Origin of the sequence: Tenacibaculum aiptasiae (assembly GCF_008806755.1) — a bacterium.
In the GTDB taxonomy this organism is placed as follows: domain Bacteria; phylum Bacteroidota; class Bacteroidia; order Flavobacteriales; family Flavobacteriaceae; genus Polaribacter; species Polaribacter aiptasiae.
This window is the reverse complement of record NZ_WAAU01000011.1, coordinates 70,181-85,413: the sequence shown is the minus strand read 5'-3', so window position 1 is coordinate 85,413 and position 15,233 is coordinate 70,181. Positions and strand designations below refer to the sequence as shown.

The following is a 15,233-nucleotide window of genomic DNA, read 5'->3' as shown; positions in this document are numbered from 1 at the left end:
CAATTAATTTATGCAAATGTAAAAGTTATTATCAGTAAAAATACCGCTTATACATTTTTTATAACCGCTAACGAATTATTTAATGTCTAACTCACTGTTTCTTATTAAATAGCAGAGAATTTTAGATTGATATTAAACCTAGTTACAATTAAATAATTTCTTAATTCTTTGAAAAAGACCCTTATCTACCAAATACAACAATTGCTAAGTTATAATAGAATTGACTTTGATAAAACAGAATTGGCTTTTCAGATAGAAAGCCATCCTTCATATCCGAGTCTACATGCAATAACTGGTGTTTTATCACACTTTGATATTGATAATCTAGCTTTAACTATTCCTATAAATCTTGGAGTATTAAAACAGTTACCTACTAGTTTTTTGGCTCAAATAGAAACTGAAAAAGGGGAAAGTTTTGTTGTTGTAAATAAAGATGATTCATACTGTAGGCTTCTCGTTTCTGACAAGAAAAAATACAAGCTTACTTATACTAAGTTCTTAGAAATGTTTACAGGGGTTATTGTAGTCGTTGAAAAAACTGAGTTTTTAGAAGTTAGAACAAAGAAAAATAACTTTGATAAAGTCTTGCTAATATCAACAATCATTTTATTTATTGGCTTGTTGGTTATACTAGAAATATCAATTCCATCCCTTTTTTATTTTGCTTTAAGTTTAGTTGGTGTTTTTATAAGTAGCTCAATCATTAAGCAAGAGGAAGGAAGTCAAACTATTTTAGGAAATACTTTTTGTTCTGATGCAACTGATAAAAAAGATTGTGACGCTGTTATAGGCTCAAAAGGGGCATTGATATTTAATCGTTTTAAATTAAGTAATATTAGTCTTTTATATTTCATTGGTTTGACATTCAATGCATTATTGCTTTTTCTCCAAGGTGGTGACTTAAATATATTATATCTATTGAGTTTTTTTGTGTTACCTATCACAATATATTCAATTTATTATCAAGCAGTAGTAGTAAAAAAATGGTGTTTGTTGTGTTTAGGGATTGTGGTGACTCTTTGGGTGCAAGCAATAATTACCTTCATAAATTCTGATATTTCTGCTTTTTCTTTTTCTATAAAATCAATTTTACTTATAAGTATTGGGTTTTTAGCTTCAGTAACATTATGGAGTTATCTCTCTCGTAAATTAAAATCATTAAAAGAATTAAGTCAAACAAAAATTGATTATTTCAGGTTTAAACGAAATTTCAACCTCTTCAACGCACTTTTGAAGTCGTCTGAAATAAAAGATACAACAATTATAAATACAAATGAAGTAGTTATAGGTAATGAGAATGCACTTCTTAATATTACCATTATTACAAATCCCTTTTGTGGACATTGTAAAGAAGTGCATAAGCTAATTGAAAATATTTATAGAAAATATCCAAATGAGACAAAAATAACAATTCGTTTCTATGTTAATATATATGATAAAGAGAGCGATGGAGTAAAAGTGACTTTGAGATTACTTGAATTATTTGATGAAAAAGAAGTGTTAATATGTCTTGATGCGATGCATGATATTTATGATGGAATGAAAACCGAAGATTGGTTAAACAAGTGGGGAAGTTGCTATGAAAAAGAAAAATATTTGTCAGTATTAACCAAAGAAGTAAGGTGGTGTAAAAACAATGAAATTAATTTTACACCTGAAATTTTAATTAACGGTAGGTCTTTTCCAAAAGAATATGATAGAAGTGATCTAGTTTATTTTATTCAGGAATTGGCTGAGGACTGTATTGAAAAGAATATACGCAAGAATTAGGAATGGGTTTCTATAGAAATGAAGTCTTTTTTTAATGCTTCGCGTTTTAACAATATTCTCTCGAGAAGAATAGACACAAACCTTGAGTGTCTTTAAATAGTCAAGGCTTATAAATATTTAAAACTTTAATTATGAAAAATTTAAAAAAATTAGGAAATGCCTTAAGTAAAAATGAGCAAAAAGCAATTAGTGGAGGAGGGGAACCTCATGCAAGTGGACGTCCATGTACAAATGCGCAAATAGCAGCAGGATGCTTAGATTTTCCTAACGATCCGAATGGGCCAAATCCATCAGGGACTTATTGTGTTTGTCCGTTTTAATCACGTATTTTTAGGTTAAAATTCCGTTGCTAATAAAAAATTATTAGCAACGGTTTTAATAAATAAAGTAGGCTCATTTCTTGAAAAAAATAACATGTAAACAAGCTGAAGTGTAAGATTTCGGTTTAATTAGTGTTAAGGGGCAAACGCTGTTGAAAAAGATAATTCTTAATAGTAAATTAAATAGTTTGAGGTTTGGGTTTATTTTTTACATGAAATGAGTAAAAGATAAAGGGAAAAGTATATGGAAAAGTTGATTTATAGAACATTTATAAAACAAAAAAGCCTTAACAAATTTGTTAAGGCTTTTGTACTGAAGGCGGGACTTGAACCCGCACGGGCATTACGGCCCATTGGATTTTAAGTCCAACGTGTCTACCAATTCCACCACTTCAGCGTTTATGCTTTTTTTTTGACTACTTTTAAAATTAAGCCTCGCTAATGAAAGCGAGGCTTGGTACTGAAGGCGGGACTTGAACCCGCACGAGCATTACGGCCCATTGGATTTTAAGTCCAACGTGTCTACCAATTCCACCACTTCAGCATAATCTCTTAAAAGGATTGAGCGAAAGACGGGATTTGAACCCGCGACCCTCACCTTGGCAAGGTGATGCTCTACCCCTGAGCTACTTTCGCGTAGTCAAAAATTATTTTAAAGAACTTCTGCATTGCTCCGAATGCGGGTGCAAATATAACACCATTTTTTGAATTACAAAGCAATTTTTTATTTTTTTTAAATTTAATTACCAATAAATTTTATTGCGATTACATAAGAAAGAAATATCTTTGCACAAATTTTAAAAAAAGAAGTGAGCACCGTTTCATCTGTAAATACAAAAACCTCTTTAAAATCAGTCTTTAACGATTTTAAGCAATTAACAAAAGTTGGCTTATCGGTTAGTGTAGTATTCACATCTATTACAGGATATCTTTTAGGAGCAGAAAATATAAATTATACAACAATACTATTATTAGCTATTGGAGGATACTTTATGGTAGGTGCATCAAATGCATTTAATCAAGTAATAGAAAAAGATATTGATGCAGTAATGCGACGTACTAAAAACAGACCTTTGCCTGCAGGTAGGATGTCTGTAACAACAGCATTAATCATAGCAATAATATTTACAATAGCTGGAATTGCTATACTATATGCCATTAATCCTAAATGTGCATTATTTGGAGCAATTTCGATATTCTTATATACAAGTGCGTATACTCCATTAAAAGCTATAACACCTTTAGCAGTTTTTGTAGGGGCAATCCCAGGAGCAATTCCTTTTATGTTAGGCTGGGTAGCTGCTACCGGAAATTTTGGAATTGAAGCTGGCTTTTTATTCATGATTCAGTTTTTCTGGCAATTCCCGCATTTCTGGGCAATAGGTTGGTTACAATATGAAGAGTATAATAAAGCAGGATTGCATATGTTACCTATGGATAAAAAAGACAAAGGAGCTATTGTGCAAATTATATTTTATACCTGTGTAATGATATTAATGTCTATTGCACCAGTATTAAAGGTAACAGGAAAGTTTTATATATATCCAGTAACAGCTGTTATTATATTATTATTAGGAATGCTAATGTTGTATTACGCATTTCAATTATACAAAACAGAAAAAAACACTGATGCACGAAAATTAATGTTAGCGAGTGTTTTTTATATTACAATAGTACCCATTATATATGTGGTAGATAAATTTTTACATTAATGAGTGAACAAACTTTACAAGAAGAGTTAAGAGCGGGTAAAAGAAAATCAGCGAAACCAATGTTATGGATTTCAATGATTAGTATGGTAATGTTTTTTGCAGGACTTACAAGTGCATATGTAATAAGTATGAATCGTGAAGATTGGGTTACTTTCGAATTACCACAAGCATTTTATGTAAGTACGGTATTAATAGTAATGAGTAGTATTACATTAATACTATCGCAAAAATTTTTAAAAAAGGATAAAATTCAGGTGTCATTCATGCTATTATTAGCAACTTTAGTGCTAGGATTAGGCTTTGTATGGCAACAATATGTTGGATTTAACGAATTAAAAGCTGTAGGATTGTATTTTACTGGACCAGAAAGTACAGTGTCTACATCTTTTATAATAGGGATAACATTTTTACATGTACTGCATTTATTAGCGGGTGTAATTGTATTATTAGTAGTAATTTATAATCATTTTAAAAAGAAATATTCATCGGCGGATATGCTTGGGTTTGAGTTAGGTGCAATCTTCTGGCATTTTGTAGATGTATTATGGATTTATCTATTTTTCTTTTTCTATTTCATAAGATGATGAAAAATGCGTAATTTTGGCGCACTGTTTTAACAAAAATTAACAAAAAGAGATTTATGGGAGCAAATATTGCTGTAAATTCTGACAACAAAGAGACCTGGGGCGGAGGTGGTGCAAAACCATTTGGCGCTAGTTATGGTAAAATGATGATGTGGTTTTTCATCGTATCTGATGCATTAACATTTTCAGGTTTTTTAGCAGCGTACGGTTTAACACGTTTTAAGTTTATTGACTCTTGGCCTATAGCCGATGAGGTATTTACCCACTTTCCAGGGTTACATGGTGTACACGCACCTATGTATTATGTAGCATTAATGACATTTATTTTAATTGTATCGTCGGTAACAATGGTGTTAGCGGTAGATGCTGGTCATCAAATGAAACAAAAGAAAGTAGCTTGGTATATGTTTGCAACGATTGTTTTTGGTATTATTTTCGTTGGATCACAAGCATGGGAGTGGAAAAACTTTATTAACGGTTCGTACGGAGCAGTTAAAACTTCTGATAACCATATTATACAATTTGTAAAAGATGGACATCAGATAGCGTTAGCCGATTTTGTACATACTGATAGAAAAGACGACAGAATCCACCATACCCGTAAGAATGGATTATGGTTTGATCAAGAGCCAGCAATTTCTCAGTATTCAGTGGCACAAGTACAAGAAGCTTTTAAAGCTGATCCTACTTTAAGAATTAGAACTGAAAAATTAAATCCAGAAACTAAACAAAAGATAATTTTATCTAGAGAAGAAAGTTTAGCGCAATTAGCTTTAGCAACTCAAGTTGTTGAAGGAGCTAACTTAAAAGTAAATGAGTATGGTAATCCAATATTTGCAGATTTCTTCTTCTTTATTACAGGATTCCACGGATTCCACGTATTCTCAGGGATTTTAATTAATATAATCATATTCTTTAATGTTGTACTAGGAACATACGAGCGTAGAGGACATTATGAAATGGTTGAAAAAGTAGGTTTATATTGGCACTTTGTAGATTTAGTTTGGGTATTTGTATTTACCTTCTTCTACTTAGTATAATAAAAAAACGATAGTAAAATGGGTCACGCACACGAATCGAATCAAAAAAGAATTTGGATTGTTTTAGCAATCTTAACAATTATAACAACTGTAGAAGTTGTATTAGGTATCATAAAGCCTGCATCGTTACATTTACATGGATGGGGAACTAGTTGGTTAAACTGGATTTTCATTATCTTAACAATTGCAAAAGCATACTATATTGCATGGGCTTTTATGCATTTAGAAGGAGAAAAAACATGGTTTAGAAGATCAATTGTTTGGACAGGAGTTTTCTTAATATCTTACTTATTATTTATTGTATTGATAGAAGGAGATTATTTATATGAAACATTAGCGCCATTAGTAAAATGGTAATTATATAAAATTGAAAGAAAAGGTGGTTTTAACCACCTTTTTTTGTCTTTAATTTGAAATCAAATGAAGGTAACAAAAAAACACGTAGTCTTATTTGCATTATTTATAGTGCCCTTGTTATTTTATATATTCTTATCATTAGGAATCAATAACTTTGCTAAACTACCAGTACTTACTAAAAATGTAACAGATATTTCATCAATAAATAAAAAGTATACGTTCGATAGGAAAATTTCAATCGTTACTTTTCTAGGAACTAATATTGATGAAGCAAGAGGAGAGTTATTTAATTTAAATGAAAAGATTTACAAGCCATTTTATGGGTTTAAAGATTTTCAATTAATCGTAATTGCACCGAGAGGAATGGAAGATAAAGTTTTAAAACTTCAAAAAGACATAGGAGCATTTACAAATATGATTAAATGGAATTTTGTATTTGCTAATGAAGCAGAAATAAAAGTGTTGTTTGATAGTTTTAAAACCAACCAATCATTAGATAATGCATTACACACATCAAAAGCTTTTATTATAGACAAAGAAATGCACTTAAGAGGAAGAACTGATGATGAAGATAGTGCAAATGGAAAGTTGTTTGGGTATAATATGAAATCGGTAGCTGAGTTAAATAGTAAAATGAAAGACGATGTTAAGGTGGTATTAGCAGAATATCGTTTAGCATTAAAAAAGAATAATGCTGATAGAAAAATCTAAAAACTTACAACTATGAAAAAACAAAATTATTCATACATAGGAATTTCATTCATTATCTTATTATTTGGTATTTATTCAGTGCCAAAAATTGTAAAACACTTTAATGCTGCAGACTTATATAAGTACACTAAGGTTCCAGATTTTGAATTTATAAACCAACATGGAGAAACGATTTCAAATAAAGATTATGAAGGTAAAGTATACGTAGTAGAGTTTTTCTTCGCAACATGTCCAACAATTTGCCCAATAATGAATGCAAGGTTGGTTGAAGTTCAGAATGAGTTTATGGGAAATCCTAATTTTGGAATTGCATCATTTTCAATAACACCAGAGATAGATACACCTAAACAGTTAAAAGCATATGCTAAAAGAAATGGTATAAATCATAAAAACTGGCATATGTTAACGGGTAAGCCAGAAGAAGTAGTTTATAATTTGTCAAATGACGGATTTAAATTATTCGTTGGAAAAGGTGAAGTATCTCATGGAGGGTTTGAGCATTCAGGTTTGTTTGCTTTGGTAGATAAAGATGGGTATATCCGTTCTCGTTATGACGAACAAGGTAATCCAATAGGTTATTATAGAGCGTTGGAAGAACATGGTTTTGATAATCAAATAAAAGAATTAAAAGAAGACATAAAATTATTGTTAAAGGAGTAACATGAGTGCAGAAGAAAAAAAATATAAAAGGTTTATTACAATAGTATCTATAATAATACCAATAGCGGTAGCTGCATTATTTAGAATTAAAATACCTAATGTAGAGCCCTTGACTTTTTTGCCACCTATATATGCAAGTATAAACGGATTGACAGCTGTGTTATTAGTAGCATCGGTAGTAGCAATTAAAAAAGGAAATAGAAAGCTTCACGAGCAGTTAAATACTTTAGCAATTGTATGTTCTGTGTTGTTTTTAGTTATGTATGTAGCCTATCATATGACTTCGGATTCAACAAAATTTGGAGGTGAGGGAGTAATAAAGTATATATACTTATTTATTTTATTAACACATATTGCTTTGTCTGTAATAATAATTCCATTTGTACTGGTAACATTTATGAGAGCTAGACTGGGGAAGTTTCCAGAGCATAAAAAAATAGCTAAGATCACATTTCCGCTATGGTTATATGTAGCAGTAACAGGAGTTGTAGTATATTTAATGATATCACCATATTATGTTTAAAAAATTAGTTTTAATTCTAGTATTAATAGCTTCAACAAACGTATCTGCACAATGTGCAATGTGTAAGGCTGTAGTAGAAGGAGGTAATGAAACAATGGCTGAAGGAGTTAATAATGGAATAACCTATTTAATGGTGTTTCCTTATATATTAGTTGGGTTGTTGTTTTATTTTATATACCGCCATAAAAAGGCTTCAAAAAATTAACAGTCTAATAAGAGTTTTTTTTTGTAACATATTCTATTTTTAGTCGTCATATAAAAACAGTTTTAAAAAAATGTTCGATTTTGAATCTAATAATGTTCGAAATCAAACAGTTAAATGAAATTGAAAAACAACTAGTTTACTGGTATACAAGAAGTTATGTTTTATTCTTTTTTGGAATACCAATTGACTAACTATAATGAACAAAAAAATATTCGTCTTGAAAACAAAAATTGTATTACTAGGAGCTCTATTAGTCTCATTAACAGGTTTTTCTCAAAAACAGTGGACGCTTAAAGAGTGTGTAGACCATGCATTAAAAAATAACATTACAATCAAACAAAATAAGCTAAGTGTACAACTTGCTGAAAAAGATGTAGCTATTGCTAAGGGGAGTTTTCTACCAGATTTAAATGCATCTTCAAGTGGTTCTGTAAATTTTGGTTCTTCAATTGCCCAAAATGGATCAAGGATTTCTGCCGATAACCTTAGGTTTAGTGGAAGTTTAAGAACTTCAACAACTTTGTTTAATGGGTTTAGAAATTTAAATACCTACAAACAAGCGAAATTAGGAGTTGAAGGAAGTAAATTAGATTTAGAAGTTATTGAAAATGATATTTCCTTAAATGTAGTAAATACTTATTTGAATGTATTATTTGCTAAAGAAAATTTAAATGTAGCTAAAATTCAGGCTGAAATAAGCAAAAAACAAATTGATAGAGCCAAAGCTCAATTTGAGGCTGGAGCAGTACCTAAAGGTGATTTGTTAAATGTTCAATCTACAGCAGCAACTGATGCGCAAAATGTAGTTACTCAAGAGAATACATTAAATTTAGCTTTGTTAAGATTATCACAGTTATTACAGTTGCCTTATGAAGGATTTGATGTTCAAACAATAGATTTAAATTCTCCTTCAGGTGCCCTGTTATATGATAATTCGAATGTGGTTTTCGAAAAAGCAGTAAAAAATAGACCAGAGATTACTAAAGCAGAATTAAATGTAAAGAATGCAGATCTTTCTATAGATTTAGCTAAAGGAGCTTATCTACCTAGCTTATCTTTTGATGCGAGTGCAGGAAGTTCATATCAGCATTTTTTCAATACAGATATTTTTCCCAATGATTATTTGTTTAAACAAATAAATGATAACTTAGGATATAGTGTTGGTTTATCATTAAATATCCCAATATTTAATCGTTTTCAAACAAAAAATAGAGTTTCAAAATCTATTATCAGTAAAGAAAATTCAGAGTTAGCTTTAGAGAATCAAAAATTACAATTGCGTCAAACAATAGAGCAGTCATTTTTAGATGCGAAAGCAGCAGCAAAAACATTTGAAGCAGCAAAAGTATCTTTAGATGCCCAAAAAGAAGCTTTTAAAAATGCACAAGTAAGTTATGATTATGGTTCAATGACACAGTTTGATTTTGATCAAGTTCGTAATCGTTTGGTTAATGCAGAAGGAGCTATGATTAGAGCTAAATACGATTATGTGTTTAAAACAAAAGTATTAAAGTTCTATTTTGGAGAGTCGATAGTAGATTAGACATAAAGTTCATATAAAAAGAAAAACCTCGTTAATTTTTACTTAACGAGGTTTTTCTTTATAATGTATCTTTGCAAAAAAGTATTATTAGTTTGGCATTAATTTTAAATATAGAAACAGCTACTAAAAACTGTTCAGTAAGTATTGCAGAAGACGGAAAGGTTATAGCTATTAGAGAATTAAATGAAGGAAGTTATTCTCATGCAGAAAAATTACATCCATTTATTCAAGAGGTTTTAGACGAACTAGCGTTAACCACAACTAAGTTAGATGCTATAGCAGTAAGCAAAGGCCCTGGTTCTTATACGGGACTTCGTATTGGGGTTTCTGCTGCAAAAGGACTTTGTTTTTCGATAGATAAACCATTAATATCCCTCGAAACTTTAAAGTCGTTAGCACATAGTATAAATGTTGAAGAGGGACTAATAGTACCAATGATAGATGCACGTAGAATGGAAGTGTATTCAGCAATATATAATTCAAACTATGAGCAAGAGCGAGAAATACAAGCTCAAATAATTGATGAAAACTCTTTTGAAGAAGAGTTGTCAAAAGGAAAAGTATATTTCTTAGGTGATGGGGCTGCAAAATGCAAAGAAGTTATTACACATGAAAATGCTGTGTTTGTAGATGGAAAGTTTCCTTCATCAAAAGAAATGGCTGCATTAAGTTATGAGAAGTACAAAAAAAACGACATCGAAGATGTCGCTTATTTTGAACCTTTTTATTTAAAAGATTTTATTGTGATTCCTGAAAAAAAGAAGGTTTAGCCTTCTTTTTGGATTTCCACAGAGTGTGGATAAGGAATTTCGATACCAGCTTTGTCTAAAGCTAATTTTACGTTTTCAGTAGTTTCGAAGTAAACATCCCAATAATTTGGAGTTTCTGTCCATGGTCTTACGGCAAAGTTTACAGAACTATCTGCTAATTCAGAAACATTCACACTAGGAGCAGGATCTTTTAATACTTTAGGGTTTGATGTTAAAACATCCATTAAAATTTTCTTAGCTTCTTTGATGTCTGCATCATACGATACTCCAAAAGTTAAATCAACTCTTAATTTACCTTCAGCAGTATAATTAATAATGTTACCATTTGATAAAGCACCATTAGGTACAATAGCTAATTTGTTTCCTGGAGTATTTATGTGAGTAGTAAATACTTGAATTTCTTTTACCACACCAGTTACACCTTGTGCTTCAATTAAGTCACCAATTTTAAAAGGTTTAAAAATCATAATTAAAGCTCCTCCAGCAAAATTTGATAATGATCCTTGTAAAGCCAAACCAACAGCAAGACCAGCAGCACCAATAATAGCAGCAAAGGATGTTGTTGCAACTCCTAAGTTAGAAATAACAGTAACAAATAATAAAGCTTTTAAAGACCAGCTTAACAAATCGCCCAAAAACTTCTGTAGTGTAACATCCACGCTACGTTTGTTCATTATTTTTTTAAAGGTTCTTACAACAAATTTAATGGCAAATAATCCTACAATTAAAATTGCTAAAGCAGTTAGTACCTTAGGTGTGTAATCAATTAATAAGCTTTGAAACTTGTCTAAATACTCTTTCATGTTTAAGTTTTTAAAAAATTAATAAAATGTAAGTAGCGTTAGTTTTTTAAAAAGTGAAGCAAAGTTACAGTATCAATAACAATATACCAATTAAAGAAGGTATAGATTGAACAAAGAATATTCTTGGCTTTTTTGTTGAATAAGCGCCATAAATCCCGGCAACAAAAACACAACCTAAGAAGAATAGTGCTACATCAGTTTTCTCAGATAAAATAGACCAAATTAAGCCAGCAGCTAAAAAACCATTATACAACCCCTGATTGGCAGCTAATATTTTAGTTTCTTCAGCATATTCTTTCGATTTTAAACCAAAGGTTTTAATTCCTTTAGGTTTGGTCCATAAAACCATTTCTAAAATAACTATATAAATATGGATTAACGCTACTAAGGCAACGAAAAATAATTGAGGATAAGTCATTGTTAATTGTTTTTTAGGTTAGTTAATAGTTGCTTTTTAATAACAACAAAGTTTATTTACACAAACATATGCAAAAAAATAGAGAGAAATTAGTAAGAATTATAGGCATAAAAAAACGATATTGTACACAATATCGTTTAAATAGTAGTTAGTTAATATAGTGTTACTTTACTTCAAAAGTAACTTTTAAGTTAACTCTAAATTCAGTTACTTCATCATCGTTTACAACTACGCTTTGCGATTGTACAAATGCTGATTTAATTCCTTTAACTGATTTAGAAGCTTGTTTTACGGCTTTTCTGGTAGCATCTTCCCAACTTTTGTCAGAATTGGCTAAAATTTCAATAACTTTCATTACTGCCATAATAATTTCTTTTATGATTTATACCTCATAAATATACTAATTTTAAAGGTTATTTCCTTGTCAAAAAATAGGATTAAAAACCAATGTTAAATTAATGTTACGAAAATGTTTCAATTATGTAAATATTTTTATATATTTGTAATGTAAGTGTTAATCCTTAAAAGTTTAGATATGAAGAAATTAATAATAGCCGCTTGTGTTTTATCAGTATCATTATTACAAGCTCAAGATACAGAACCAAAATTTGAGAAATCAGGAGATTTAGTAAAAGCAACTTATTTTTATAAGGATGGTAAAGTAAAAGAGCAAGGTTTCTTCAAAAACAAAAAGTTAACAGGGACATGGACTTCTTTTGATGAAAAAGGAAACAAGACTGCTATTGCACATTATGAAGCAGGAAAAAAAGTAGGTAAATGGTTTATGTGGAAAGAAGATGGATTGAAAGAAATTGATTATAACAATAATGTTATAGCAAGCGTGCAAACTTGGAAAGAAGAAACTAAAATGGCTATCAAATAGCCTTTGGGAGATTAAACAGAATAAAAAAAACCGAGTAGATTTTCTACTCGGTTTTTTATTTTCTTCCAAAATCAGCAGGAATTTCTCCCCAAGCTTTAGTTTCCCATTTTAATAAAGGGTTTTTAAAAGAGTTTTCTTTTAGCCATTTCTCGGCACGTTTTATTAAGTCTAAAATATCTTTATTCTTCTCATCAAAAACAATATTAGTTCTACATTGTTTTTTTCGAACCCATCCCATTGCTATTTTAGAATCTGAATAAATAGGTAGTTCATGCATGTTTTTACTTTTTAATAAAGCAATTCCATGGACTAAAGCTAAAAACTCACCAATATTATTGGTTCCATTAATAAAAGGCCCCATTTTAAAGATTTCTTTTTTATTGTGAGTTAAAACACCTCTGTATTCCATTTTTCCAGGATTACCAGCACAAGCGGCATCTACAGAGATACTTTCTAAAATAGGATTTCCATATTTAGCTTTTTCGGCAGCAGATAGAACAATTTTTTTAGTATCTTTTCCTTTATAGTCGTTATAACTCTTGGTAAACGCAATTTCGGCTTCTTTTTTATCAATAAAAGCTTTGTATTGGGCACCTTCATACCCCGTTATTTGTTTTTTGCAAGCATTCCAAGAGGTAAAAATACCTTTTTCTTTACCTTGCCAAACAACATAGTATTTTTTCTTTTTAGACATTCTTTGTAATTACTTCTTCAATTATTTTAGGAAAATGTTCATATTCTAAGATATGAATTTTTTCAGCTATTTGCTCAGGTGAATCGTTTTTGTCTATAATTGTTTTAGCTTGAAAAATAATAGCTCCTTCATCATAATTTTCATTAACATAATGAATTGTAATACCGGATTCCGTTTCATTATTTTCCTTTACAGCTTTATGAACATTCATTCCGTACATGCCTTTTCCTCCATATTTAGGTAACAAAGCAGGGTGAATATTTATAATTTTATTAGGAAAAGCTTCAACAATTTTTGCAGGAATACGCCATAAGAATCCAGCAAGGACAATTATGTCAGCTTCAACCTGTAAAAAGTTTAGTACGGTGTCGTCTTTTGTAAAGCTCTCTCTATCAAAGAGTGATGCTTCTATGTTTAGTCGTTCACAACGGTCAAAAACTTTGGCATGTTCATTGTTAGACAGCACGTGAGTAACAGTGGCAATTTGAGAAGAATTGAAGTATTTAATTATATTTTCGGCGTTGGATCCAGAGCCAGAAGCAAAAATTACGATACGTTTCATGTTAAAATTTAGTTGTTTTGTTACTGCAAAAAAAAGAATAATTATTAACAACGGTGGTGTGTGTAGCGAAATATTCAAGTATTTTTTTTATTTTAGGCATCACATTTTTGAGCAAAAGTTAGAATTAATAACTAAGATTTGTATTTTTGCCTCGATTTTAAATTTTAAAACAAACAAATTATGTCAGACATTGCATCAAGAGTAAAAGCAATTATCGTAGACAAGTTAGGAGTAGACGATAACGAAGTAACTAACGAAGCAAGCTTCACAAACGATTTAGGAGCAGATTCATTAGATACTGTTGAGTTAATCATGGAATTCGAAAAAGAATTTGATATTCAAATTCCAGATGATCAAGCAGAAAACATTGGTACTGTAGGTCAAGCGGTAAGCTATATAGAAGACGCAAAAAAATAAGATTTATATGCAATTAAAGCGAGTTGTAGTAACTGGACTTGGCGCATTAACGCCAATAGGGAACAATAAAGAAGAATATTGGAATAGCTTAGTTAACGGAGTTAGCGGAGCAGCACCTATAACGTATTTTGATGCTGCCAAGTTCAAAACTCGTTTCGCATGTGAGTTGAAAAACTTCAACGTGAATGATTTCATACATAGGAAAGAATCACGTAGAATGGATAGATTTACTCAGTATGCAATGGTAGCTTCTGATGAAGCTATTGCTGATGCTAAGTTAAACTTAGATGAAGTCAACAAATTAAGAGTTGGTGTTATCTGGGGAGCAGGAATTGGAGGATTGGAAACATTTCAAAACGAAGTATTAGATTTCGCAAAAGGAGATGGTACACCAAAATTCAACCCATTCTTTATCCCAAAAATGATTGCAGATATTGCTCCAGGAAATATTTCTATTAAAAATGGATTTATGGGGCCTAACTATACTACGGTATCTGCTTGTGCATCATCTGCAAATGCGATGATAGATGCACTTAATTACATTAGACTAGGTCATTGTGATGTTATTGTAACTGGTGGTAGTGAAGCTGCTGTTACAGTTGCAGGTATGGGAGGGTTTAATGCAATGCACGCTTTATCAACTAGAAATGAAAGTCCAGAAACAGCATCAAGACCATTTGATAGCGAACGTGATGGGTTTGTTTTAGGAGAAGGAGCAGGAGCAATTGTATTAGAAGAGTACGAACATGCCAAAGCTCGTGGAGCTAAAATTTATGCAGAAGTTATTGGAGGTGGAATGTCATCTGACGCTCACCACATGACTGCACCACATCCAGAAGGAATTGGTGTAATTGCAGTAATGAAAAACTGTCTTGAAAATGCTGGTATAAAGCCAGAAGACGTAGATCATATTAATACTCACGGTACTTCTACCCCTCTTGGAGATGTAGCTGAGTTGAAAGCGATTTCTGAAGTTTTTGGAGATCATGCTAAAAATATAAACATCAATTCTACAAAGTCCATGACTGGACATTTATTAGGAGCAGCTGGTGCTATAGAATCTATTGCAGCAATCTTAGCAATGGAGCACGGTGTTGTACCTCCAACAATAAATCACGAGAATGTTGATGAAAATATTAATCCAGATTTAAATTTAACACTGAATAAGCCACAAGAGAGAGATATCAAAGTCGCGGTAAGTAATACATTTGGTTTTGGTGGACACAATGCTTGTATCGCTTTTAGAAAACTAGATTAACCC

Annotated in this window: 20 protein-coding genes and 3 tRNA genes; 15 read left to right on the top strand and 8 right to left on the bottom strand. The window is 31.1% G+C overall.

What is annotated here, in order from left to right; translation table 11 throughout:
• Positions 1-168: 168 nt before the first annotated feature.
• Both F7018_RS07290 and F7018_RS07285 read left to right on the top strand, forming a co-directional pair.
• Positions 169-1,770 (top strand): thioredoxin domain-containing protein, encoded by a 1,602-nt coding sequence (locus tag F7018_RS07290; protein WP_150899383.1) that lies wholly within the window; start codon positions 169-171, stop codon positions 1,768-1,770.
• Positions 1,771-1,901: 131 nt separating this feature from the next.
• Positions 1,902-2,090, top strand: a complete 189-nt coding sequence (locus F7018_RS07285; protein WP_150899382.1) for a hypothetical protein — start codon at positions 1,902-1,904, stop codon at positions 2,088-2,090.
• 311 nt (positions 2,091-2,401) lie between these two features.
• On the opposite strand, the gene F7018_RS07280 is transcribed toward F7018_RS07285, so the two are convergent.
• From F7018_RS07280 to F7018_RS07270, 3 genes are all read right to left on the bottom strand, one after another.
• Positions 2,402-2,487 (bottom strand) — tRNA-Leu (locus F7018_RS07280).
• A 58-nt stretch (positions 2,488-2,545) separates the two neighbouring features.
• Positions 2,546-2,634 (bottom strand) — tRNA-Leu (locus F7018_RS07275).
• Positions 2,635-2,654: 20 nt separating this feature from the next.
• Positions 2,655-2,726, bottom strand: a tRNA-Gly gene (locus tag F7018_RS07270).
• Between the two features lie 173 nt (positions 2,727-2,899).
• Between F7018_RS07270 and cyoE the strand changes: the two genes are divergently transcribed.
• The 10 genes from cyoE (at position 2,900) to tsaB (ending at position 10,195) form a co-directional block, all read left to right on the top strand.
• Positions 2,900-3,802, top strand: a complete 903-nt coding sequence (gene cyoE / locus F7018_RS07265; protein ID WP_150899381.1) for a heme o synthase — start codon at positions 2,900-2,902, stop codon at positions 3,800-3,802.
• Positions 3,802-4,386, top strand: coding sequence for a cytochrome c oxidase subunit 3 (locus tag F7018_RS07260; protein ID WP_150899380.1), 585 nt, complete (start codon positions 3,802-3,804; stop codon positions 4,384-4,386). The genes cyoE and F7018_RS07260 overlap by 1 nt, the downstream gene beginning before the upstream one ends.
• 56 nt (positions 4,387-4,442) lie before the next feature.
• Positions 4,443-5,426, top strand: coding sequence for a cytochrome c oxidase subunit 3 (locus F7018_RS07255; RefSeq protein WP_150899379.1), 984 nt, complete (start codon positions 4,443-4,445; stop codon positions 5,424-5,426).
• Between the two features lie 18 nt (positions 5,427-5,444).
• The gene (locus F7018_RS07250) at positions 5,445-5,783 is read left to right on the top strand and encodes a cytochrome C oxidase subunit IV family protein (protein ID WP_150899378.1); all 339 of its coding nucleotides are present in this window, start codon (positions 5,445-5,447) and stop codon (positions 5,781-5,783) included.
• 63 nt (positions 5,784-5,846) lie between these two features.
• Positions 5,847-6,494 carry a hypothetical protein gene (locus F7018_RS07245; RefSeq protein ID WP_150899377.1) on the top strand — a complete coding sequence of 216 codons (648 nt, stop codon included), beginning with the start codon at positions 5,847-5,849 and terminating at the stop codon, positions 6,492-6,494.
• A gap of 12 nt (positions 6,495-6,506) precedes the next feature.
• Positions 6,507-7,154, top strand: coding sequence for an SCO family protein (locus F7018_RS07240; RefSeq protein ID WP_150899376.1), 648 nt, complete (start codon positions 6,507-6,509; stop codon positions 7,152-7,154).
• Position 7,155: 1 nt separating this feature from the next.
• A complete protein-coding gene (locus tag F7018_RS07235) occupies positions 7,156-7,677 on the top strand; it encodes a DUF420 domain-containing protein (RefSeq protein WP_150899375.1) in 522 nt (173 codons plus the stop codon).
• On the top strand, positions 7,670-7,882 hold the full coding sequence (locus F7018_RS07230; RefSeq protein ID WP_150899374.1) for a hypothetical protein: 213 nt from the start codon (positions 7,670-7,672) through the stop codon (positions 7,880-7,882). Before F7018_RS07235 ends, F7018_RS07230 begins: the two co-directional genes overlap by 8 nt.
• A gap of 217 nt (positions 7,883-8,099) precedes the next feature.
• A complete protein-coding gene (locus F7018_RS07225; RefSeq protein WP_150899373.1) occupies positions 8,100-9,425 on the top strand; it encodes a TolC family protein in 1,326 nt (441 codons plus the stop codon).
• Positions 9,426-9,517: 92 nt separating this feature from the next.
• Positions 9,518-10,195, top strand: coding sequence for a tRNA (adenosine(37)-N6)-threonylcarbamoyltransferase complex dimerization subunit type 1 TsaB (gene tsaB, locus F7018_RS07220; protein WP_150899372.1), 678 nt, complete (start codon positions 9,518-9,520; stop codon positions 10,193-10,195).
• On the opposite strand, the gene F7018_RS07215 is transcribed toward tsaB, so the two are convergent.
• From F7018_RS07215 to F7018_RS07205, 3 genes are all read right to left on the bottom strand, one after another.
• Entirely contained in the window at positions 10,192-10,998 is an 807-nt protein-coding gene (locus F7018_RS07215) for a mechanosensitive ion channel family protein (RefSeq protein WP_150899371.1), read from the bottom strand. The two genes, tsaB and F7018_RS07215, sit on opposite strands and share 4 nt — an antisense overlap.
• A gap of 64 nt (positions 10,999-11,062) precedes the next feature.
• Entirely contained in the window at positions 11,063-11,416 is a 354-nt protein-coding gene (locus F7018_RS07210; RefSeq protein WP_150899370.1) for a DUF1304 domain-containing protein, read from the bottom strand.
• A gap of 163 nt (positions 11,417-11,579) precedes the next feature.
• Entirely contained in the window at positions 11,580-11,780 is a 201-nt protein-coding gene (locus F7018_RS07205) for a dodecin family protein (protein ID WP_150899369.1), read from the bottom strand.
• A 171-nt stretch (positions 11,781-11,951) separates the two neighbouring features.
• On the opposite strand from F7018_RS07205, the gene F7018_RS07200 reads away from it, so the two are divergent.
• A complete protein-coding gene (locus F7018_RS07200; RefSeq protein ID WP_150899368.1) occupies positions 11,952-12,299 on the top strand; it encodes a toxin-antitoxin system YwqK family antitoxin in 348 nt (115 codons plus the stop codon).
• Between the two features lie 55 nt (positions 12,300-12,354).
• Here F7018_RS07200 and F7018_RS07195 read toward each other — a convergent pair whose 3' ends face one another.
• Positions 12,355-12,993 (bottom strand): ribonuclease H1 domain-containing protein, encoded by a 639-nt coding sequence (locus F7018_RS07195; RefSeq protein ID WP_150899367.1) that lies wholly within the window; start codon positions 12,991-12,993, stop codon positions 12,355-12,357.
• Positions 12,986-13,555 (bottom strand): phosphoribosylglycinamide formyltransferase, encoded by a 570-nt coding sequence (gene purN / locus F7018_RS07190; RefSeq protein WP_150899366.1) that lies wholly within the window; start codon positions 13,553-13,555, stop codon positions 12,986-12,988. Before purN ends, F7018_RS07195 begins: the two co-directional genes overlap by 8 nt.
• 180 nt (positions 13,556-13,735) lie before the next feature.
• Between purN and F7018_RS07185 the strand changes: the two genes are divergently transcribed.
• Both F7018_RS07185 and fabF read left to right on the top strand, forming a co-directional pair.
• A complete protein-coding gene (locus tag F7018_RS07185) occupies positions 13,736-13,972 on the top strand; it encodes an acyl carrier protein (RefSeq protein WP_093871978.1) in 237 nt (78 codons plus the stop codon).
• A 7-nt stretch (positions 13,973-13,979) separates the two neighbouring features.
• A complete protein-coding gene (gene fabF, locus F7018_RS07180; RefSeq protein ID WP_150899365.1) occupies positions 13,980-15,230 on the top strand; it encodes a beta-ketoacyl-ACP synthase II in 1,251 nt (416 codons plus the stop codon).
• Positions 15,231-15,233: the final 3 nt, after the last annotated feature.